The 20,024-nt window shown below is 71.5% G+C and carries 19 protein-coding genes; 6 read left to right on the top strand and 13 right to left on the bottom strand.

The window, feature by feature from the left end; all coding sequences use genetic code 11:
- Positions 1–91: 91 nt before the first annotated feature.
- The gene (locus tag OHA64_RS07245) at positions 92–607 is read right to left on the bottom strand and encodes an Lrp/AsnC family transcriptional regulator (protein ID WP_405609653.1); all 516 of its coding nucleotides are present in this window, start codon (positions 605–607) and stop codon (positions 92–94) included.
- Between the two features lie 101 nt (positions 608–708).
- Between OHA64_RS07245 and OHA64_RS07240 the strand changes: the two genes are divergently transcribed.
- From OHA64_RS07240 to OHA64_RS07225, 4 genes are read left to right on the top strand one after another with little or no spacing between them, the layout of a single operon-like run.
- Complete coding sequence (locus OHA64_RS07240) at positions 709–1,458, top strand: LytR/AlgR family response regulator transcription factor (protein ID WP_405609650.1); 750 nt, start codon at positions 709–711, stop codon at positions 1,456–1,458.
- A 2-nt stretch (positions 1,459–1,460) separates the two neighbouring features.
- Positions 1,461–1,820, top strand: a complete 360-nt coding sequence (locus tag OHA64_RS07235) for a hypothetical protein (protein WP_405609647.1) — start codon at positions 1,461–1,463, stop codon at positions 1,818–1,820.
- 10 nt (positions 1,821–1,830) lie between these two features.
- Positions 1,831–3,543 carry a cation acetate symporter gene (locus tag OHA64_RS07230; RefSeq protein WP_405609644.1) on the top strand — a complete coding sequence of 571 codons (1,713 nt, stop codon included), beginning with the start codon at positions 1,831–1,833 and terminating at the stop codon, positions 3,541–3,543.
- Between the two features lie 40 nt (positions 3,544–3,583).
- Positions 3,584–4,798 carry a sensor histidine kinase gene (locus OHA64_RS07225; RefSeq protein ID WP_405609641.1) on the top strand — a complete coding sequence of 405 codons (1,215 nt, stop codon included), beginning with the start codon at positions 3,584–3,586 and terminating at the stop codon, positions 4,796–4,798.
- Positions 4,799–4,801: 3 nt separating this feature from the next.
- Here the strand turns inward: OHA64_RS07225 and OHA64_RS07220 are convergent, their stop codons facing one another.
- The 7 genes from OHA64_RS07220 to OHA64_RS07190 form a co-directional block, all read right to left on the bottom strand.
- Positions 4,802–4,972, bottom strand: a complete 171-nt coding sequence (locus OHA64_RS07220; RefSeq protein WP_362435681.1) for a hypothetical protein — start codon at positions 4,970–4,972, stop codon at positions 4,802–4,804.
- 13 nt (positions 4,973–4,985) lie between these two features.
- Positions 4,986–7,361 (bottom strand): protein kinase domain-containing protein, encoded by a 2,376-nt coding sequence (locus OHA64_RS07215; protein ID WP_405609637.1) that lies wholly within the window; start codon positions 7,359–7,361, stop codon positions 4,986–4,988.
- A gap of 28 nt (positions 7,362–7,389) precedes the next feature.
- A complete protein-coding gene (locus tag OHA64_RS07210; RefSeq protein ID WP_405623884.1) occupies positions 7,390–8,784 on the bottom strand; it encodes a DUF6777 domain-containing protein in 1,395 nt (464 codons plus the stop codon).
- Between the two features lie 159 nt (positions 8,785–8,943).
- Complete coding sequence (locus OHA64_RS07205) at positions 8,944–9,894, bottom strand: cytochrome c oxidase assembly protein (RefSeq protein ID WP_405609634.1); 951 nt, start codon at positions 9,892–9,894, stop codon at positions 8,944–8,946.
- A 113-nt stretch (positions 9,895–10,007) separates the two neighbouring features.
- Positions 10,008–11,033, bottom strand: coding sequence for a 6-phosphofructokinase (locus OHA64_RS07200; RefSeq protein ID WP_405609631.1), 1,026 nt, complete (start codon positions 11,031–11,033; stop codon positions 10,008–10,010).
- A gap of 364 nt (positions 11,034–11,397) precedes the next feature.
- On the bottom strand, positions 11,398–12,126 hold the full coding sequence (locus OHA64_RS07195; RefSeq protein ID WP_405609628.1) for a type 1 glutamine amidotransferase: 729 nt from the start codon (positions 12,124–12,126) through the stop codon (positions 11,398–11,400).
- Between the two features lie 23 nt (positions 12,127–12,149).
- Complete coding sequence (locus tag OHA64_RS07190; protein ID WP_405609625.1) at positions 12,150–13,388, bottom strand: MurT ligase domain-containing protein; 1,239 nt, start codon at positions 13,386–13,388, stop codon at positions 12,150–12,152.
- Between the two features lie 146 nt (positions 13,389–13,534).
- Between OHA64_RS07190 and def the strand changes: the two genes are divergently transcribed.
- Entirely contained in the window at positions 13,535–14,074 is a 540-nt protein-coding gene (gene def / locus OHA64_RS07185) for a peptide deformylase (protein ID WP_405609622.1), read from the top strand.
- Positions 14,075–14,113: 39 nt separating this feature from the next.
- On the opposite strand, the gene OHA64_RS07180 is transcribed toward def, so the two are convergent.
- A complete protein-coding gene (locus tag OHA64_RS07180; RefSeq protein WP_405609619.1) occupies positions 14,114–14,773 on the bottom strand; it encodes a TetR family transcriptional regulator in 660 nt (219 codons plus the stop codon).
- 173 nt (positions 14,774–14,946) lie between these two features.
- Between OHA64_RS07180 and OHA64_RS07175 the strand changes: the two genes are divergently transcribed.
- Entirely contained in the window at positions 14,947–16,173 is a 1,227-nt protein-coding gene (locus tag OHA64_RS07175; RefSeq protein WP_405609616.1) for an acyl-CoA dehydrogenase family protein, read from the top strand.
- A 131-nt stretch (positions 16,174–16,304) separates the two neighbouring features.
- Here the strand turns inward: OHA64_RS07175 and OHA64_RS07170 are convergent, their stop codons facing one another.
- The 4 genes from OHA64_RS07170 to OHA64_RS07155 form a co-directional block, all read right to left on the bottom strand.
- Positions 16,305–16,541, bottom strand: a complete 237-nt coding sequence (locus tag OHA64_RS07170; RefSeq protein WP_030041549.1) for a DUF6213 family protein — start codon at positions 16,539–16,541, stop codon at positions 16,305–16,307.
- Positions 16,542–16,566: 25 nt separating this feature from the next.
- Positions 16,567–17,952 carry an NADP-dependent succinic semialdehyde dehydrogenase gene (locus OHA64_RS07165; protein WP_405609613.1) on the bottom strand — a complete coding sequence of 462 codons (1,386 nt, stop codon included), beginning with the start codon at positions 17,950–17,952 and terminating at the stop codon, positions 16,567–16,569.
- Between the two features lie 76 nt (positions 17,953–18,028).
- Positions 18,029–18,487 (bottom strand): NUDIX domain-containing protein, encoded by a 459-nt coding sequence (locus tag OHA64_RS07160; RefSeq protein WP_405609610.1) that lies wholly within the window; start codon positions 18,485–18,487, stop codon positions 18,029–18,031.
- Complete coding sequence (locus OHA64_RS07155) at positions 18,484–20,022, bottom strand: ATP-dependent DNA ligase (RefSeq protein WP_405609607.1); 1,539 nt, start codon at positions 20,020–20,022, stop codon at positions 18,484–18,486. Before OHA64_RS07155 ends, OHA64_RS07160 begins: the two co-directional genes overlap by 4 nt.
- Positions 20,023–20,024 lie beyond the last annotated feature (2 nt).

The following is a 20,024-nucleotide window of genomic DNA, read 5'->3' as shown; positions in this document are numbered from 1 at the left end:
GAGGGTTGACACCAAGGTAGGAAGTGGCGGATACACCCGACAAGGAACAAGAATTGCGTGTCTGCGCAGGAATGCTGCGTCTTTTGCCGGTTCAGCGCACGTCTGTTGCGTTCCCGGGTTTTTCCTCCGGCACGGGCTGGCTGGCACCCGCCTCCGGGCTCTCCGGAAGGAGGTGGGACAGCACCATCACACTGATCGTCTTCCGGATGAACGGCTCCGTCCGGATCCGCTCCAGCACCTCCTCGAAGTGGTCCACGTCCCGCGCCCGCACATGCAGCAACGCGTCCGCCCCGCCCGTCACCGTCATGGCCGCGGTGATCTCCGGATGGTGGCGGACCATCTCCGCGAGCCGCCGGGGCGGGGCCGCGCCCTCGCAGTACACCTCGACGTAGGCCTCCGTGAGCCAGCCCAGAGCCGACGGCCGCACCGTCGCCGTGAACCCGGTGATCACACCGGTGTCGCGCAGCCGGTCCACCCGCCGCTTCACCGCCGTCGCGGACAGCCCGACCACCGTGCCGATCTCGGCGAAACTGGTCCTGGCGTTCGCCATCAGCGCGGTGAGGATCTTCCGGTCCAGCTCGTCGAACGGTGTGGGCCTGCTGTTCATGCGGGCACTGTATCCAGCACCCGAAGGGCACCCCGGTCAGCGCGCACGTCCACACCCCGGCACATGTCCTGTCGTACGAATTGCTCCTACACTCCACCCTCATGCTGCGCGCCCTGGCTGTCGACGACGAACACCCCTCCCTGGAGGAGCTGCTCTACCTCCTGAACGCCGACCCCCGCATCGGCAGTGCGGAGGGCGCCGGTGACGCGACCGAGGCGCTGCGCCGGATCAACCGGGCGCTGGAGTCCGGGCCGCACGGGCCGGAGGCGATCGACGTGGTCTTCCTCGACATCAACCTGCCCGGCCTCGACGGCCTGGACCTCGCCCGCCTGCTGACCGGGTTCGCCGAACCACCACTGGTCGTGTTCGTCACCGCGCACGAGGACTTCGCCGTCCAGGCCTTCGACCTCAAGGCCGTCGACTACGTCCTCAAACCCGTCCGCAAGGAACGTCTCGCGGAGGCCGTCCGGCGGGCCGCCGAGCGCAGTGACTCCGGCCCCCGCATCCCCGTGCACGAACCCGACCCGGACCACATACCCGTGGAGCTCGGCGGTGTGATCCGCTTCGTCTCCGTCGACGACATCACGCACGTCGAGGCGCAGGGCGACTACGCCCGGCTGCACACCCACAAGGGCAGCCATCTCGTACGGATCCCGCTGTCGGCCCTGGAGGAACGCTGGCGCTCCAGAGGCTTCCTCCGCATCCACCGCCGCCACCTGGTCGCCCTGCGCCACATCGGCGAACTCCGCCTGGACGCGGGTACGGTGAGCGTCCTGGTCGGCTCCGAGGAACTCCAGGTCAGCCGACGCCACACCCGTGAACTGCGGGACCTGCTGATGAGGAGGCCGTGACGGTGCCCCAGCACCCCACCGAACGCCGAGTCGTCGTCACCGGCCCACCCCGGCGCGAACGCCGCGTCCTCGGCTACTACCGGCCGCGCACCGAGATCGACGAACAGACCACCCTCGGCCACACCTACGTCCGCTCCCTGATGCGCAGCCAACTGCGCGCCGCCCTCACCGTGTTCGCGGTCCTCGGCCTGCTGGTGGGCCCGCTGCCGCTGCTCTTCGCGGCGATGCCGGACGCCCGCGGCCTCGAGTGGGCCGTCCTCGGCTTCGGCCTCTACGCCCCGCTGGTGCTGCTCGCCCGCTGGTACGTGCGGCGCGCCGAACGCAACGAGCGGGACTTCGTGCGCCTCGTCGAAGACCGCTGAACCGACCCGGATGAACTCGAACTACGCCGTCCCCGCCGTCGCCCTCGTCGTCGTCGCGACCGTCCTCGTCGGCGCCTTCGGCCTGCGCATCTCCCGCACCACCTCCGACTTCTACGTGGCCTCCCGCACCGTCGGCCCCCGCCTGAACGCGACCGCCATCAGCGGCGAGTACCTCTCCGCCGCCTCCTTCCTCGGCATCGCCGGACTGGTCCTCGTCCAGGGGCCGGACATGCTCTGGTACCCCGTCGGCTACACCGCCGGGTATCTGGTCCTCCTCCTGTTCGTCGCCGCCCCGCTGCGCCGCTCCGGCGCCTACACGCTGCCCGACTTCGCCGAGGCCAGGCTCGCCTCCCAGGCCGTACGGCGGCTGGCGGGCGCCTTCGTCGTCGGGGTCGGCTGGCTGTACCTGCTGCCTCAACTCCAGGGCGCCGGGCTGACGTTGACCGTGCTGACGGGGGCGCCCGAATGGCTCGGGGGAGTGATCGTCGCGGTCGTCGTGGTGGCCACCGTCGCCGCCGGCGGCATGCGCAGCATCACCTTCGTACAGGCCTTCCAGTACTGGCTCAAGCTCACCGCCCTGCTGGTCCCCGCCCTCTTCCTGTTCCTCGCCTGGCAGGGCGACGGAGCGCCCCGGCACGCCTTCGAGGAACCGGTGACCCTCCGCGAGCAGCGGGTCGTCCGGGTCGACGACAGCCTCGACCTCAAGCTCGACCGACCCCTGACCGTCACGGTCACCGGCACGGTCGACGGCCGCCCGCACGACCGGCAGCGGCTCCGGCTCCCGGCCGGCACCCATCACATCGAGCAGGGCACCCGGCTCACCTTCGCCAAGGGCGCCACCGTCCCGGCCGCCGACCGCGGCACCAACGGCGGCATGTCGACCTCCCTGGCCGCGAGCCGCGAGGAACGCCCGCTGTACGCGACGTACGGACTGATCCTCGCCACCTTCCTCGGCACCATGGGCCTGCCGCACGTCGTCGTCCGCTTCTACACCAGCCCGCACGGTGTCGCCGCCCGGCGCACCACGGTGGCCGTGCTCGCCCTCATCGGCGTCTTCTACCTCCTGCCGCCGGTCTACGGCGCCCTCGGCCGGCTCTACACCCCCGAACTCACCCTCACCGGCAACGCGGACGCCGCCGTCCTGCTGCTGCCCGACCGCATGATCGGCGGCGTCGGCGGCGACCTCCTCGGCGCGCTGGTGGCGGGCGGCGCCTTCGCCGCGTTCCTGTCCACGGCCTCCGGGCTGACCATGGCCGTCGCGGGCGTCCTCACCCAGGACGTCCTGCCCTCGCGCGGTGTACGGCACTTCCGGCTCGGCACGGTCCTCGCCATGGCCGTCCCGCTCGCCGCGAGCGTCCTGGCCGGCGGACTGCCCGTCGCGGACGCGGTGGGCCTGGCCTTCGCCGTGTCGGCGTCGTCGTTCTGCCCGCTGCTCGTCCTCGGCATCTGGTGGCGCAGGCTGACCCCGCCGGGCGCCGCCGCCGGGATGCTGGTCGGCGGCGGTTCCGCGTTCGTCGCCGTGGCCGCGACCATGGCGGGCTTCCCGGGCCCCGGCCCGCTGCACGCCCTGCTCGCCTGGCCCGCGCTCTGGTCGGTGCCACTGGGCTTCCTCACCATGGTGCTGGTGTCCCTGGCGACGGCGGGACGGGTACCGGCGGGGACGGCGGCGATCCTGGCGCGCTTCCATCTGCCGGAGGAACTGCGTGCGGAGGTGAAGGCATGAGCGTGCCCCACACGGTGGCGGTGGCGGTGGCGGTGAGAGCATGAGCGGATTCCTCGCCGGGCTGTGCGTGGCGATCCTGCCGCTGCTGGCCGCCGGTTTCTGGCTCGGCCGGCGTACGGCGCGCCCGCAGAACCTCGGCGGACTCGGCACGCCCGTCGAGCACGCCACCTTCGAGACCCTGCACACCGCCTCCCTCGCCGCACCCCCGCTGCGGGCCGGCCTGACCGAGGAGACCGCCCGCAAGTCGGCCCGCCGACTGCGCACACTGCTCGGCACGGACGCGCTGTGTCTGACCGACCAGCGGGAGGTCCTGGTCTGGGACGGCGTGGGCGCCCACCACCGCTCCGAGATCATGGAGCGTCTCGCGGGCCCCTTGGAGACCGGTCGCGGAGAGGCGTTCCGGCTCACCTGCGACACCCCCGACTGCCCGGTGCGCTGGGCGGTCGTCGCCCCCCTCACCGTCGACGACCGGGTCCACGGCGCCCTGGTGGCCTGCGCGCCCCGCGAGTCCGCCATCCTCGTCAGGGCCGCCGGCGAGGTCGCCCGCTGGGTCTCCGTACAGCTGGAACTCGCCGACCTCGACCAGTCCCGCACCCGCCTCATCGAGGCCGAGATCAAGGCCCTGCGCGCGCAGATATCCCCGCACTTCATCTTCAACTCGCTCGCGGTGATCGCCTCGTTCGTGCGCACCGACCCCGAGCGGGCCCGCGAACTGCTCCTGGAATTCGCCGACTTCACCCGCTACTCGTTCCGCAGACACGGCGACTTCACCACCCTGGCCGACGAACTGCACGCCATCGACCACTACTTGGCGCTCGTACGGGCACGCTTCGGTGACCGCCTCTCGGTGACCCTGCAGATCGCCCCGGAGGTGCTGCCGGTCGCCCTGCCGTTCCTCTGCCTCCAGCCCCTCGTCGAGAACGCCGTCAAGCACGGCCTGGAGGGCAAGGCGGTGTCCGCGGGCAAGAGCCACATCACCATCACCGCACAGGACTCCGGGGCCGAGGCCCTGGTCGTCATCGAGGACGACGGCGCCGGAATGGACCCCGTCCTGCTGCGCCGCATCCTGGCGGGTGAGATCAGCCCGTCCGGCGGCATCGGCCTGTCCAACGTGGACGACCGGCTCCGCCAGGTCTACGGCGACGGCTACGGCCTGGTCATCGAGACCGCCGTGGGAGCGGGCATGAAAATCACCGCCCGGGTGCCGAAATACCAGCCGGGGGTGCACTCCGCGAGCCGCCTCAGCGACGGCTGACGGTCAGGTGCTGCGCGTGGCCACCATCCCGAGGGTGATCAGGCCCAGCACGACCCAGCCGAACCACAGCCAGCCGTTACTGCCGAGAGCCACCGTGTAGGCGGTCACCGCGACGAGTCCGCCTACGGTGAGCACCCCCATCGTTCTGGTCGAGCCGTCCGGGGAACCGGGCATCGCAACACCCTCCTCATGGTTCGTCTCCCTCCATGGTGCCCCCGTTCTGCCTCCGGACGGTGCAGACGACGAAATGTGTGCCGTTCTTCCAGGGCCCCTCGCTGGTCCAGGAGCCCGCCGTGTAGGCCGAAGGGTCGAATCCGTAGTCGCCCGGCGGCACCTCCCGCCCGCACGCCACGTCCGACTCGGTGCGCGCCTCGCGGAGCGTGACCTCCGCGCCGAGCCGGGTGAACCCGAGCACCTGCTCGTCGTGCGGTCCGCCGCAGGACACCAGCCGCGCGTCCCGGTTCGAGCGGACGTCCAGACAGTCCCGCTTCTGCATGGTCGCCGTGTCCGCGAAGCCCGAGCCGGGCAGGCGGTGGCCGCCCAGCGGCCCGTACACCGGCCCGTGCGCGCCCACCACCAGACAGGCGCTGCGCCGCCCGGCGGCCCGGAAACCGTCCTGCGACGGCACGACGGCGAGACTGCGCACATCGGCGAGCTTGTCCCGGATCTCCCGCGTCCGCTCCTCGCACCGGACCGGCCCCAGCCGCCGTGCCTCCTCCACCGACGCCGCCGCCACGAGGGCCAGCACCTGCCCGTCCGGCGCCGCCGCGCCCCCACAGGTGGGGTCCGGGGTCAGCCGGGGCACACCCTGGAAACGGGCGCCGCCCGCCCACTCGGCGAGGACACAGTCGCCCTCGCGCAGTGGCCCGGCCAGCCCGACGGTCTCGCCGTACGGCGGCCCGGTCCCACTCTCGGAGCCGCCACCCGATCGGTCGGCCATGGCGTACCAGACACCGCCCAGCGCGAGCGTCAGCCCCAGTCCGCAGGCGAGGGCGGCCCGCAGAGCGTGCGAGCGCTCACGCCGCCGCCGACCGGGTTCGGCAGCGGGCGGCACCACCGCCCCGAACCCGGCCGAGTCCGGCCGGTACCCCTGCGGACCCGCGCCCCTCCCGTACCCCTCGGGCCCCATGGCCGGCCAGGGCCACGCCGGCCCGGCCCCGTCCGGCCCGGCCGCCGACACCCGGCGGCCGTCCGCCCCTGCGGGTGACCTGTGCCCGTGCGGCTCCGCGATTGATCCATGCGCGTGTGGCCCTGCGGCCGGCCCGGGCTCCGGTGTCCCTGCGGGTGGCGGTCCGTGTTCCGGTGGTCCCGCGGGCTCCTTGTGTGCGTGTCGTCCTGCGGGCGAGCCGGGCTTCGGTGTCCCTGCGGGTGGCGTGCTGTGTCCCGGTGGTCCTGTGGGTGCCACGTGCCTGTGTGGTCCTGCGGGCGAGCAGGGCGCAGGTGTCCCTGCGGGCGGCGGTCCTCCGGGCTCCGGTGATTCCGCGGGTGCCTCGTGCCCGATCGGCTCTGCGACTGATCCGTGCCCGCGCTGCCCCGCAGCCGCCCCGCGCCCGTGCGGCCCCGGTGTCGGGCCGGGCTCCAGTGACCCGGCGGGCGGCGGCCCGTATCCCTGCGGATCTGGCGGCGGCGCGGGCGGGCCCGCCCACGGCGGCTGCGACCCCAGGTCGGTCCGGGTGCGGGCGTACGCCTCCGGCTGCGGGGTGACGATCCGCGACAGCGCCGCCTCGGTCTCCGGCGCCGTCAGCCGCTGGGCCGGGTCCTTCGCGAGCAGGGCCCGCAGCACGGGCGCCAGCGCCCCGGCCCGCACGGCCGGCCGTGGCTCCTCCATGACCACCGCGGTGATCTCGGCGAGATGCGACTCGCGCTCGAACGGCCCCTCGCCTTCGACGGCGTGGTAGAGCGTGCACCCCAGTGAGAACAGGTCGGCGGCCGGGGTGGGCGCCTCGCCCGTGGCCCGCTCGGGTGCCAGATAGCCGGCCGTGCCCACGAGCACGGACGCCAGTGTGTACCGCGTCTGATCGGTGTCCGGCTGCACGGAGATGCCGTAGTCCATGAGCAGGACACGTCCGTACGGAGCTCCCGAGCGATCCGGCGCCAGCAGGATGTTCGCCGGTTTCACGTCCCGGTGCAGCACGCCCCGTTCGTGCCCCGCGGTCAGCGCGTCGAGCACGGCCAGGCCGACCCGGGCGCACTCGGCGGGGGCGAGCGGCCCCCGCGTCTCGACCAGGTCCCGCAGGTCGACGGCGCCCGCCACGTACTCCATGACGATCCACGGCAGCCCGTCGTGCTCCAGCACGTCGTGCACGGTCACCACGTGCGGATGGCCGCGCAGCCCGGCCGCGTACCGGGCCTCGGCGCGGGCCCGAGCCACCCGCGCCTCCCGCTCGAGACTCGCCTCGGCCGGGTCGCGGAACACGATCTCCTTGAGCGCGACCTCGCAGGCGAGTCTCCGGTCGTGGGCCAGCCACACACGGCCCATACCGCCACTGCCGAGCCGGTTCAGCAGCTCATAGCGGCCGGCGATGACCCGGCCCACTCCCGACGTCGATGGTCCTTGGGGCATCCGGTGACTCCCGGGTTCTACGGAGGCGCTACGTGAACACGCCGACGGTCGGCTCGGCGCTCGCCGGTTCACTGCCGGCGGGTACGCCGGTGACGGGGGCGCTCATCGGGGGTGGGGCGCTTGTGGTGACCGGGACGCTGGGCGGGGGCGGATCAGCGGGCGGGGGTGCGCTCGTCACCTGCGGCGGCGACGTGGCCGCGGGAACGGACGCGGGCGGCGCACTCGGCCGGGGTGAGGCGGCGGGCGCGGAAGCGGGTGGCGGGTTCGAGGACGGTGGCCCGGAGCCGGGCGGGGGGTCGGACGGCAGGTGGTCGGGCGGCGGAGTCTGCGAGCCGGGCGAGGTACCGGAGGTGCCAGACGCACCCGATGTACCGGACGTGGGGGCCTCCGGCCCACTGCTGGACGGCGGCGGCGGTGGTGTCGTCGTCGCACCGGGGGCCCCGGACGGCGGGGGAGCGGTCGTCCTACCGGACGCGCCCCCGTGCGTGCCTTGGTGCGTGCCTTCGGAGGGGTCCTTGGAGGAGTTCTCGGAAGGGGCCTCGGACGTGCCCGTGCCCCCCTGCCCGCGTCCCGACGCACCCCCGGCCACGCTCAGCGTCACGTACTCCCCGAACCGCAGCTCGGTCCCCGCCGGCGGATCGGTGGCCGTGACCCTGGCGGCCTCCGGCGGCAGCCCCTGCCCGTCGTAGCCGGCCGCCAGCCCCGTGTCGGCCAGCTGCCGGCTCGCCTGCCCGAACGTCGTCCCGGTGAGGTTCGGCACCGCGCGCCGCCGGTGGGTGTCGAAGGCGGAGTCGTCCTCGCCCGTCGTGCCGACCGGCCGGCTGATGCCCCGCGCGGGCGTGTGGACGTCGACGAGGGCGATGTGATCCAGCTTCCGGGAGGCGGGCCGTACGCCGACCACCGACGAACGCTCGTATCCCCGCCACTTCTTGTTGCCGTCCCCGAACGTGACGGAGATCCGGCTCGTGTCCCCCTGGAAAGGCCGTAGGGGATTTCCGCACGAGCACTTCACGGCGGGAAGTCCACGCTGATCGACGAGAATCGCGATTCCCGCCTGGAGCAGGGAGTCGTAGGGGGCAGCTTTTCCCTTTTTGTAGTCGTGGTTCTTCACAAGAGTGTCGTGACGCAACAGAACAGGTGTGAGTCGTTCCAGATAATCCGGGATCTCTTCCCTGGTGATCCCCAGCGCCCGTGCCCACGCCTGGGACTTGTGCCCGTTCGCGGGCTCCGCGAGAAACTGTTCGAGCCGTTCGACTTCACAGACCGTCGGTTGTTTCGAGCCCCCGTACAGTCCTGGTGTGTCGCCCTGCTGCAACCCGCCGTGTGCGGGAAGCGACCGGACCTGGGCGTCCTGGCCGAGTCCGCTGTGCTCGTCGAAGAACGGCGCCAGGGAGGGCACTCCCACGGCGACGGCCTTCACCACCGACAAGGACGTGTCTCTGTCGCATCCGCTCAGTGCGAGAACGAGAACCAATGGACCCGCAATTTTTTTCGCGAGCCTTTGCATCAATGCGCGAAGTGTCATCACCGCTCCCCCCGGCGGTCCCCCCGTCGCGCTTCATGCTACTGAATGAGCGGCCCCTCAACGCCCGCGTGCGTTCAATGAGGCCAAATAGGCGTTGTATGCCTCGAGTTCCTTGTCGCCGTCCCGGTCGGCGGCCCGGTCCTGGCGCTTGGACTGGCGCTGCTCGGATCCGTACCACTGGAACAGCAGTGCGACCAGTACGAGTACGGACGGAATCTCACTGAACGCCCACGCGATTCCGCCGGCCGCGTTCTGGTCCGACAGCGCGTCGATACCGAGCGAGGCGGGCGGGTTCTCGAACGTCTTGACCATCGGCGTCGACGCCATCATGAGCGCGATGCCGAAGAAGGCGTGGAAGGGCATCCCGGCGAACAGCTCCAGCATCCGCATCAGATAGCCGGGGCGGCTCGGGCCCGGGTCGACTCCCATGATCGGCCAGAAGAAGACCACGCCGACGGCGAAGAAGTGCACCATCATCGCGATGTGCCCGGTCTTGGACCCCATCAGGAAGTCGAACATCGGGGTGAAGTACAGCGCGTACAGGCTCGCGATGAACAGCGGGATGGTGAACGCGGGATGCGTGATGATCCGCATGTAGCGGCTGTGCAGGAACATCAGCAGCACTTCCCGCGGACCCTTGCGGCCGCGCCCCGCGGGCGGCAGCGCGCGCAGCGCCAGCGTGATGGGGGCGCCGAGCAGGATCAGGATCGGCGACAGCATGCTGATCACCATGTGCTGCACCATGTGCACGCTGAACATGACCATGCCGTAGTCGTTCAGCCCGGTGCACATCACGAGGGCGACGGTCAGCACACCGGCGACAAACGCGACCGTCCGCCCCGCCGACCACGCGTCCCCACGCCGCCGCAGCCGCACGACCCCCCACCCGTACAGGCCGAGGCCCACCAGGCAGGCCACCAGAAAGAACGGGTCGGCCGACCACTGAAGACCCCGCCCCAGCGTGAACGGCGGCAGATCCATGGTCATGCCGTGCCCGCTGTGATCCATTCCGCCGGCTCCTGATTCGTGGGGGTTGTACGGTTTCTGTCCGCCCCAAGACTAGAACCGCCCCCGGCCACTGATGTGACCGGGGGCGGGACAACCCATTCATGAGCGGCACGTCACAACACGCACTCCGCTTCCGCGTACCGCTCCGCCGGAACCGTCTTCAACGTCTCCACCGCGTCCGCCAGCGGCACCATCGCGATGTCCGTCCCCCGCAGGGCCGTCATCTTCCCGAACTCCCCGCGGTGCACCGCCTCCACCGCGTGCCACCCGAACCGGGTCGCCAGCACCCGGTCGTACGCGGTGGGCGTGCCGCCCCGCTGCACATGCCCGAGGATCACCGGCCGCGCTTCCTTGCCGAGCCGCTGCTCCAGCTCGATCGACAACTGTCGCGCGATCCCGGCGAACCGCTCGTGCCCGTAGATGTCCTTGCCGCCCTCGTCGAAGGTCATGGTGCCCGGCGCCGGCTTGGCTCCCTCCGCCGCGACGACGATCGCGAACCGCTTGCCCGCCTCGAACCGCTCGCCGACCCTGCGGGCCAACTCCTCGATGTCGAAGGGCCGTTCCGGTACGACGATGGCGTGGGCGCCGGCCGCCATACCGGACTGCAGCGCTATCCAGCCGGTGTGCCGGCCCATGACCTCGACGACCAGGACACGCTGGTGGGACTCGGCGGTGGTCTTGAGCCGGTCGAGGGCGTCCGTCGCGACGCCCACGGCCGTGTCGAAGCCGAAGGTGACGTCGGTGACCGCGATGTCGTTGTCGATCGTCTTCGGCACACCCACGATGGGCAGACCGCCGTCCGACATCAGCCGGGCCGCCTTGAGCGTGCCCTCGCCCCCGATCGGGATGACCGCGTCGAGCCCGAGCTCCTCCAGATGGCCCCGGGCCCGCTCCACACCGTCCCGCAGATGCGAGGGCTGGACCCGGGAGGAGCCGAGAATCGTGCCGCCGCGAGCCAGAATGCCGCTCACCGCGTCGAGGTCGAGTTTGAGGTAGTCGCACTCCAGGAGGCCCTTCCAGCCGTCCCGGAAACCGATGACCTCGTCGCCGTGGTCGGCGACGGCACGGTGCACGACGGACCGAATGACCGCGTTCAGGCCGGGGCAGTCGCCGCCGGACGTCAGGACACCAATGCGCATAGCCCGAAATACCTTCTCAACGTGGGCCGGGTCCGGACCACGTCGTCCGGCTGGATTCCGGCCACCTTATCGGCGTCTGGGGGTGGCTCCGTAGCAGGCGTCCGCCTGATGGACGCAGCCGCACAAGTGAGCGGACGACGCGTCAGGCGGGCTCGACGAAGACGATGCCGGACGGTACCAGCGGCCGCCTGGACTTCCCCTGGAACGCACGACGGGCGCGCCCGAGGTGTCCCTCGCACGCGCCCGTGGCGAAACCGGCCGGAGCCCTCACGTGGGTCGCCGTGCGGCTCTCCTCACGCGGGGCGGCAGTCCTTACGCAGGCTGCTGCGCAACGGTTCTCACGCAGGCTGCTGCGCAACTGTTCTCACGCAGGCTGCTGCGCAGCCGCGATGCGCTCGTTGCGGAGCGCCTCGTACCACCGGTCGTCGGTCGGCGGCAGCGCGTTCACGTCGAGGGCCAGCTTCAGCAGCAGGTCGGCGATGAGCGGGTTGCGTGCCAACACCGGGCCGTGCATGTACGTACCGAAGACCGTGTCGTTGAACGCGCCCTCGGTGCCGTCGCCCGCGCCGTTGCCGTTGCCGAAGCGGACCTGGGCGAGCGGGCGGGCGGTGGGGCCGAGGTGCGTGACGCCCTGGTGGTTCTCGAAGCCGGTCAGCGGGGGCAGCCCCAGGCGGGGGTCGATGTCCCCGAGGACGTCACCCACGCACCGGTCGCCCTCGCCGCGTACCGACACCACGTCGAGCAGGCCGAGGCCGGGCTCGCGCTGGCCGAGGTCGTTGATGAACTCGTGGCCCAGGATCTGGTACCCGGCGCACACCGAGAACACGATGGCACCGTTCTCCACTGCCCGCTGCAGACCGCCGTCCCGGCGCAGCCGCTCGGCCGCGAGCCGCTGCGGCCGGTCCTCACCGCCGCCGATCAGGTAGATGTCGCCGGAGGTCGGGATCGGCTGGTCACTGCGCACGTCGAGACGGGCGACGTCGAGGCGGCGCTGCCGGGCCCGGCGCTCCACCACGAGGACGTTGCCCTGGTCGCCGTAGGTGCTGAGCAGGTCGGGATAGATCCAGACGACCCGCAGTTGGTTGTCGCTCACAAAAGTCCCCTGAAGTCCGGTGCTCAGTTGCCGACGCGGCGGCGCAGGTCCTGGAAGGCGGTGTAGTTGGCGATGACCTCGATGCGACCCGGCGGGCTCAGCTGCACCGCCTGGTCGAGGTTCTCGCAGACCTGGAAGTGCTGGTTGGCCACCTCCAGACGCACCGCGAGGTCCAGCTTCCGGTCGCCGACCACGCAGATGGGGTGGCCGGTCAGACGCGTGTAGTCGACGTCCCACAGCCAGGAGGTGTCGGTGCCGTCGGCGCCGCGCGCGTTCACCGAGAGGATCACCGGCGTCGGCGGCGGGTCGATCAGGCTGAACGTCTCGAGCCAGCCGGCCGGGTTCTTCGCGAGCAGGAGTCGCAGGTCGCGCTCCATGAACTGGACGACGTCGTACCGTCCGGCCACCGCCTGTACCTGGTACATGCGCTCCAGGGCGACCTGCGGCGGCACCCCGAAGACGGCGGCGACGGCGGCAGAGGAGGCGGCGTTGGCCTTGTTGGCGCGGCCCGGCAGCTGGAGGTGGATCGGCCAGGCGGACCCGTGCGGATCGAGGACATGGTCCCCGGACAGGGCCCAGCTGGGCGTCGGCCGGCGGAATCCGCACTCGCCGCAGAACCAGTCGTCGCCCGGCCGCTGCATCACGCCGCCGCAGGACGGGCAGGACCAGGCGTCGTCCTTCCACATCTGTCCGGCTGCGACCCAGATCACGTTGGGGGAGGAGGACGCGGCCCACACGACCAGCGGGTCGTCCGCGTTGGCCACGATCACGGCCTTGGAGCCGGCCAGGCCCTCCCGCCAGTTCTCGGCGAGCATGCGGGTCTCGGCGGCGCGGTCGAGCTGGTCGCGGGAGAGGTTGAGCAGCGCGATGCACTTCGGGTCGGTGTCCCGGGCGACACCGGCCAGGTACTTCTCGTCGACCTCGATGACGCCGTAGCGCGCGTCCGAGCTGCCCGCCAGCGCCGAGGTGATGCCGGCCGGCATGTTGGCGCCGAGAGCGTTGGAGACGACCGGCCCCGCGGCCCGCAACGCCTCGGCGATCAGCCGGGTCGTCGTGGTCTTGCCGTTGGTCGCCGACACCAGCACGACGTCCAGGTGCTGGGCGAGCCGGGCGAGAAGGTCGGGGTCGAGTTTGAGTGCCACCCGGCCGCCGATCACGGAACCGCTGCCGCGCCCAGCGGCGCGCGACGCCGCCGCGACCGCCTTGCCCGCGGTAACGGCGATCTTGGCCCGCGGCGAAAGCGGGTCCGAGTTGCCTGCCATCAGTTCTCGATCCTCCTTGCGTACGCGCCGCGCTCCTGCCTCCGGCAACGTGGTGTGGACCTCAGCCTATCGAGATCCATTCGCACTCCCGAATCGCGGCGCCCGTACGACCATCGCCGGACAGTGAGGACCGTACCCTTGCCGCCATGCGAAACGGCTCCATCCCGGGCGCCCGAGGGCGCGTCCGGCCCCTCGCCCTGCTCGGCGACCCGGCACTCCACACCCCCTGCGAGGAGGTCACCGACTTCGGCCCCGAACTGGCGCAACTCGTCGAGGACTTGTTCGCGACCATGTACGCGGCCCAGGGCGTGGGCCTGGCGGCCAACCAGATCGGCGAGCCGCTACGGGTGTTCGTCTACGACTGCCCGGACGACGAGGAGGTCCGTCACCTGGGCCACCTGGTGAATCCGCGCCTGGTGGAAGCGGACGGGGTGGTGCTGCGGGGGCCCGAGGGCTGCCTGTCCCTGCCGGGTCTGGAAGCCGGAACGGAACGCCACGACCACGCGGTGGTCGAGGGCTTCACGGTGACCGGGGAGCCGATCACCGTGCACGGGACGGGCTTCTTCGCCCGATGCCTGCAGCACGAGCACGACCACCTGGAGGGCCGGGTCTACGCCGACCACCTCAAGGGCTGGCGCCACCGCCGCCTGATGCGGCAGGTGACGCGATCGTCATGGCACCGGTGAGCGGACCTGCCCGAAGGGGCGCGGGGCCGCAATCGACCGTCAGAAGCCCGGACTGCCGACCTTGTCCCCGGCCGCGGCCAGCCGCCCCCACAGCAGATCCGCCAGGCTCCGCACCAACTCGGCCCGCGAGCACGGCCGCTCTCCGAGCCACCAGTCACCGGCCGCGTGCATCATGCCGACGATCCCGTGGCCCCACACCCGGGCCAGCTGTTGCCCCCCCGGCCCGAGATCCAGCCGGTCCTCGATGACCTGGGCCAACTCCTCGCCCATCCGTCGCAGCAGCGGAATGGAATGCTTGCCGACGTCGAACCCCGGGTCCCCGGCCTGCCCCCCGTCGGCCTGGCCGCCGTCCGCCGGATGCATCAGGAACCGGTACACCTGGGGCCGGGCCTCGATCGCCGCGAGGTACGTGTCCAACGTGGCCTCGACCCGCTCCCGCCGTTCCGCGGGGGCGTCGAGCGCCGCCCGCAGCGAATTGAGCAGGGCGTCGGTGTGCCGCTTGGCCAACGCGGCGTAAAGTCCGCCCTTGTCGCCGAAGTGGCGGTAGAGAATCGGCTTGGTGATGCCGGCTTCCGCGGCGATCGCGTTCATCGAGGCCTGAGGGCCGTCGCGCAGCACCACCCTGTCCGCGGCCTCCAGTAGCTCGCGTCGGCGGCGGTCGGCGGACCGTTGTTGATCGGTCCGCTGCGTGGTGTCCATGTGCTCTCCCCACCCGTGCTGATTAGGTAACACCTGCGCAAACTAACACCCAGCATGCACCGCACATCGAACGGGCGGCCGGGCAGTCATCGGGAGTTGACTTTTCCTACCCGCCGGTAACAGACTCGGTGTTACCGTAAGTAACACGCACGTGCTTCGCTGCTGGAGGGGACATGGCCGAGTTCACCATGGAGCTCAATGACGAGCAGAAGGAGGTCAGGGACTGGCTGCACGGCTTCGCGGCCGACGTCATCCGCCCCGCGGCAGCCGAATGGGACGAGCGCGAGGAGACCCCCTGGCCGGTGATCCAGGAGGCCGCCAAGGTCGGGATCTACTCCCTCGACTTCTACGCCCAGCAGTACTTCGACCCCACTGGCCTCGGCATTCCGATGGCCATGGAGGAACTGTTCTGGGGCGACGCGGGCATCGCCCTGTCCATCGTCGGCACCGGCCTCGCCGCCGTCGGCGTCCTCGCCAACGGCACCGAGGAGCAGATCGGCACCTGGATCCCGCAGATGTACGGCGACGCCAACGATGTCAAGGTCGCCGCCTTCTGCTCCTCCGAGCCCGACGCCGGCTCGGACGTCGCCTCGATGCGTACCCGCGCGGTGTACGACGAGGCCAAGGACGAGTGGGTGCTCAACGGCACGAAGACCTGGGCGACCAACGGCGGGATCGCCAACGTCCATGTCGTCGTCGCGGTCGTCGACACGGAGCTGGGCTCGAAGGGCCACGCCTCCTTCATCGTCCCGCCGGGCACGCCCGGTCTCGCGCAGGGCCAGAAGTTCAAGAAGCACGGGATCCGTGCCTCGCACACCGCCGAGGTCGTCCTCGACAACGTGCGCGTCCCCGGGTCCTGCCTGCTCGGCGGCAAGGAGAAGCTGGACGAGCGTCTGGCGCGGGCCCGGGAGCGGGCCAGGACGGGCGGCGAGAGGGTCAAGAACGCCGCGATGGCCACCTTCGAAGCCTCGCGTCCGGCCGTCGGCGCGATGGCCGTCGGTACGGCCCGTGCCGCGTACGAGGAGGCCCTCGAATACGCCAAGACCCGTGAGCAGTTCGGCCGGCCCATCATCGACAACCAGGGTGTGGCCTTCCAGCTCGCGGACATGCGGACATCCGTCGACGCGGCCCGGCTGCTGGTCTGGCGGGCGTCCTGGATGGCGGTCAACGGCAAGCAGTTCACGGCGGCCGAGGGGTCGATGTCGAAGCTGTTCGCGAGCGAGACCGCGAAGAAGGTGACGGCGCAGGCGGTTCAGATCCTGGGCGGGAACGGCTACACGCGGGAGTACCCGGTGGAGCGGATGCACCGCGACGCGGCGATCTACACGATCTTCGAGGGAACGAGCGAGATCCAGCGGCTCGTGATCGCCCGGACCCTGTCGGGGATGCCGATCCGGTGACGCCGTCGGGGGTGTGGGTACGTCGTGGTCCGACGGCCGTCCGTGGCTGGTATTCCCACGCACGCGGCGCAGCCGCATGGCGATACACCCACGCCCCCGTTGCAGGGAACCCCATCACCCCCAGCAGGCCTCTACGGCGTACTCCCGCTGCTGTGCGCGATACACGCCACGTCGATCCGGTCGGCGAGCTTCGCGAGCTCGATCGTCAGGGCCGCCACCGTGTCCTCGTCGAGCCCGTCCTCCCCGGCCTCGACCAGGTGCAGCCAGCGACCACCCACCGTCCGCAACAACTTGCTGACGTCGGCGGCAGCCACCTGCAAGGTCCCGCGGTCGTCGACGATCAGAGGCAGAGTCACTTCGCGGTTCACAAAGGGGATCGTAGCCGCGGAAGCGTCACGCTCCGTGCCATACGGTGGTGATGTTGCAGAACTCCCGGATTCCGTGCCCGGACAGCTCTCGCCCGTATCCGGACCTCTTCACTCCGCCGAACGGGAACGCCGGGTGGGACGCGGTCATCCCGTTGACGTACACACCGCCCGCCTCCAGGTCGCGTACGAACCGGTCGACGTCCGTCTCGTCCCGCGTCCACACATTCGAACTCAGGCCGAACGGCGAGTCGTTGGCGATGAGCACCGCCTCGTCCAGGTCGGCCGCGCGATACAGCGTGGCGACCGGTCCGAAGGCCTCCTCCCGGTGGATGCGCATCTCGCGGGTGATGCCGGCCAGGACGGTCGGCGGGTAGTACCAGCCGTCCCCGTCGGGCCGTTCGCCCCCGCACAGCACATTCGCGCCGCTGCGCCTTGCGTCGTCGACGAGTTCCTCCAGGTCGGCCCGTCCCTGCTCGCTGGACAGGGGCCCGACCTCGGTGTCCTCCTTCAGCGGATCGCCGACCTTCAGCGCCTCCATGCCCGCGACGAACCGCTCGGCGAACGCGTCGTACACGTCCGTGTGGACGATGAACCGCTTGGCGGCGATGCAGGACTGCCCGTTGTTCTGCACCCGCGCGGTCACCGCCACCTGGGCGGCCCGGTCGATGTCGGCGGAGGGCATCACCACGTACGGGTCGCTGCCGCCCAGCTCCAGCACCGTCTTCTTGATCATCTCCCCGGCGGTGGACGCGACCGCCCGTCCCGCGGGCTCGCTGCCCGTGAGGGTGGCCGCCTTGACGCGGTCGTCACGCAGGATCTCGTCGACCGCGCCGGACCCGACCAGGAGGGTCTGGAAGGTGCCCTCGGTGAACCCCGCGCGGTGGAAGAGGTCCTCCAGGTACAGCGCGGTCTGCGGAACGTTGGAGGCGTGCTTGAGCAGGCCCACGTTGCCCGCCATCAGGGCCGGGGCCGCGAAGCGGACCACCTGCCACAGCGGGAAGTTCCACGGCATCACCGCGAGGACCGGGCCCATCGGCCGGTAGCGGACCAGAGCGCGGGAGGCGCCGGAGTCCTTCACGTCGTCGGCGGCGGGCTCCTCGTCGGCGAGCAGTTCCTCGGCGTGGTCCGCGTACCAGCGCATCGCCTTGGCGCACTTCGCGGCCTCCGCGCGGGCCTGCTTGACCGGCTTGCCCATCTCGGTCGTCATCACGCGGGCGATGTCGTTCTGGTCCTCTTCGAGGAGGTCGGCGGCCCGGTGCAGGAGCCGGGCGCGCTCGGCGAAGGTCGTCGTCCGGTACGTGCGGAACGTGGCCTCCGCGAGCTGGAGCCTGCGCTCGATCTCCTCCTCGCCCATGGCCTCGTACGTCTTGAACGTCTCGCCGTTCGCCGGGTTGACCGTTGCGATGGGCATGGCTGACCTCCCTGGGACGGGCTGTGTTTCCGACCTTCCCGCGCGGCGGCGGGGACCGCAACGCGTGTGGGTCCGCTCAGGCCGAGTGCTCCGTCAGGCGGTCGAGAAACGCGGCCTGCGCCTTCACGATCACCGCCCGGGCCGCGTCGAGGCCGAACCATGCCACGCGGTCCAGCTCCGGGAACTCCTGGATCTGCCCGGACCTCGGCGGCCACTCCATGCGGAACGTGCCCGGCCTGATCGTCGCCGGATCGAGGTCCGCCGCCACCGCCCACGCCGTGACGATCTTGCCGTTGGTCTGCCGCACCTCGCCCAGCGGTACGGCCTCGCCGTCGGGCGGCGCCAGCCCCAGCTCCTCCTGGAACTCGCGCCGGGCCGCGTCCCAGGCCGGCTCGTCGGGTTCGTACTCGCCCTTCGGCACCGTCCAGGCCCCGGCCTCGCGCCGCGCGAAGAAGGGGCCGCCCATATGGCCGAGCAACACCTCCAGCCCGTGATCGGTGTGCCGGAACAACAGCAGGCCCGCGCTGCGTTTCACGGCCTCACCTCGGGATGGGCGGCGAGGAGCGTCTCGACCGTGTCGGCGTCCTCGGGGCGTTTGTCCTCGCGGTAGCGGACCACGCGGGCGAAGCGGAGGGTGACGCCGGCCGGGTAGCGGGTGGACTTCTGCAGACCGTCGTAGGCGATCTCGACGACGAGTTCGGGACGTACGCTCACCACGTATCCGTCGGTGTCCACGGCCAGCTCCTGGAGCCGCCCGGTCTGCCAGGCCAGCATCGCGTCGGTCATGCCCTTGAAGGTCTTGCCGAGCATCGCGTACGAACCGTCCGCGGCGCGGGCCCCGAGGTGCAGGTTGGACAGCTTCCCGGTGCGGCGGCCGTGGCCCCACTCGGCGGCCAGGACCACCAGGTCGAGCGTGTGGACGGGCTTGACCTTCAGCCAGGAGGCACCCCGCCGGCCCGCGCTGTAGGAGGCGTCGAGGGACTTCGCGACCACACCCTCGTGGCCGCGCTTCAGGGTCTCGGCGAGGAACTCCTCGGCCGTCCCCACCTGCTGCGGGCCGGACACCAGGGCCCGCCGGACCCGCATCGGCTCCGGTACCAGCCGGGCCAGCTCCGCGTGCCGCTCGGCGAACGGCAGGTCCAGCAGGTCACGGTCGTCGACGGACAGCACGTCGAAGAAGACGGGGGAGACGGGGACCGTCCGCGCGGCCGTCGTCACGTCCACCCGGGAGCCGACCCGCCCGGCGGTCTCCTGGAACGACCGGGGGCGTCCGGCGGCGTCGAAGGCGATGACCTCGCCGTCCAGGATGAAACGTTCACCCCTCAACTCCAGTGCCGCCGCGGTCAGTTCGGGCAGCCGGTCGGTGATGTCGTCGAGGGTGCGGGTGTACAGCCGTACGGCGTCGCCGTCCCGGTGCACCTGGACGCGGATGCCGTCCAGCTTCTCCTCCACCGCGCACGCGCCGAGCTTGTCGACCGCCTCGGACACCGAGGAGGCGCTGTGCGCCAGCATCGGCAGGACCGGGCGGCCGACGGTGAGCCGGAAGCGGTCGAGGGCGCCCGGACCGTCCGAGAGCAGGGCCTCGGCCACCGTCTGGAGCGAGCCCGCGAGCATCACGGCCCGTCGTACGTCCGCCGGTGGCGCCTGCGTGGCCTGGGCGAGGCCCTCGATCGCGACGGCGTCCAGCGCGCCCTGACGCACCTCGCCGCTGATCAGTCCGAGCAGGAACCGCTGCTCGTGCTCCGTGGCCGCGCCCATCAGCTCGCCGACCAGGCGAGCCCGCTCGGCCTGCGATCCGGCGCCCGAGACCTCGCCCAGCGCGCTCAGCCGGTCGTGCGTCCCGCGTACGGTCAGGCTCGGTTCGGCGGCCGGGGCGACGGGCCGGCTCAGCACCTTCCAGCCGACGCCGAGCCGCCCCTGGGGCAGCCGCCCGGCGAGGTACGGGATGACGATCGGCACGTCCTGAGCCTCGGCGTCCCGGAACAGCTCGGCGAGGAGCGCGATCTTCCGGGAGCGCGCCGAGGTGGCGGCCACCTCCTGGGACACCTGGGCCAGCCGGGTCAGCAGCATGC

The organism is Streptomyces sp. NBC_00076 (genome assembly GCF_045041235.1).
GTDB lineage: Bacteria > Actinomycetota > Actinomycetes > Streptomycetales > Streptomycetaceae > Streptomyces.
The sequence above is the reverse complement of the archived record's forward strand: the minus strand, read 5'-3'. Positions and strand labels throughout refer to the sequence as shown.

Excerpts from the sequence above, each read along its gene's own strand:
- OHA64_RS07245 (WP_405609653.1), bottom strand. The coding sequence starts at position 607 with ATGAACAGCAGGCCCACACCGTTCGACGAGCTGGACCGGAAGATCCTC.
- OHA64_RS07190 (WP_405609625.1), bottom strand. The coding sequence starts at position 13,388 with ATGGCAGGCAACTCGGACCCGCTTTCGCCGCGGGCCAAGATCGCCGTT.
- OHA64_RS07200 (WP_405609631.1), bottom strand. The coding sequence starts at position 11,033 with ATGCGCATTGGTGTCCTGACGTCCGGCGGCGACTGCCCCGGCCTGAAC.
- OHA64_RS07240 (WP_405609650.1), top strand. The coding sequence starts at position 709 with ATGCTGCGCGCCCTGGCTGTCGACGACGAACACCCCTCCCTGGAGGAG.
- OHA64_RS07225 (WP_405609641.1), top strand. The coding sequence starts at position 3,584 with ATGAGCGGATTCCTCGCCGGGCTGTGCGTGGCGATCCTGCCGCTGCTG.
- OHA64_RS07165 (WP_405609613.1), bottom strand. The coding sequence starts at position 17,952 with ATGCCCATCGCAACGGTCAACCCGGCGAACGGCGAGACGTTCAAGACG.
- OHA64_RS07155 (WP_405609607.1), bottom strand. The coding sequence starts at position 20,022 with ATGCTGCTGACCCGGCTGGCCCAGGTGTCCCAGGAGGTGGCCGCCACC.
- OHA64_RS07180 (WP_405609619.1), bottom strand. The coding sequence starts at position 14,773 with ATGGACACCACGCAGCGGACCGATCAACAACGGTCCGCCGACCGCCGC.
- OHA64_RS07230 (WP_405609644.1), top strand. The coding sequence starts at position 1,831 with ATGAACTCGAACTACGCCGTCCCCGCCGTCGCCCTCGTCGTCGTCGCG.
- OHA64_RS07220 (WP_362435681.1), bottom strand. The coding sequence starts at position 4,972 with ATGCCCGGTTCCCCGGACGGCTCGACCAGAACGATGGGGGTGCTCACC.
- OHA64_RS07175 (WP_405609616.1), top strand. The coding sequence starts at position 14,947 with ATGGCCGAGTTCACCATGGAGCTCAATGACGAGCAGAAGGAGGTCAGG.
- OHA64_RS07205 (WP_405609634.1), bottom strand. The coding sequence starts at position 9,894 with ATGGATCACAGCGGGCACGGCATGACCATGGATCTGCCGCCGTTCACG.
- OHA64_RS07215 (WP_405609637.1), bottom strand. The coding sequence starts at position 7,361 with ATGCCCCAAGGACCATCGACGTCGGGAGTGGGCCGGGTCATCGCCGGC.
- def (WP_405609622.1), top strand. The coding sequence starts at position 13,535 with ATGCGAAACGGCTCCATCCCGGGCGCCCGAGGGCGCGTCCGGCCCCTC.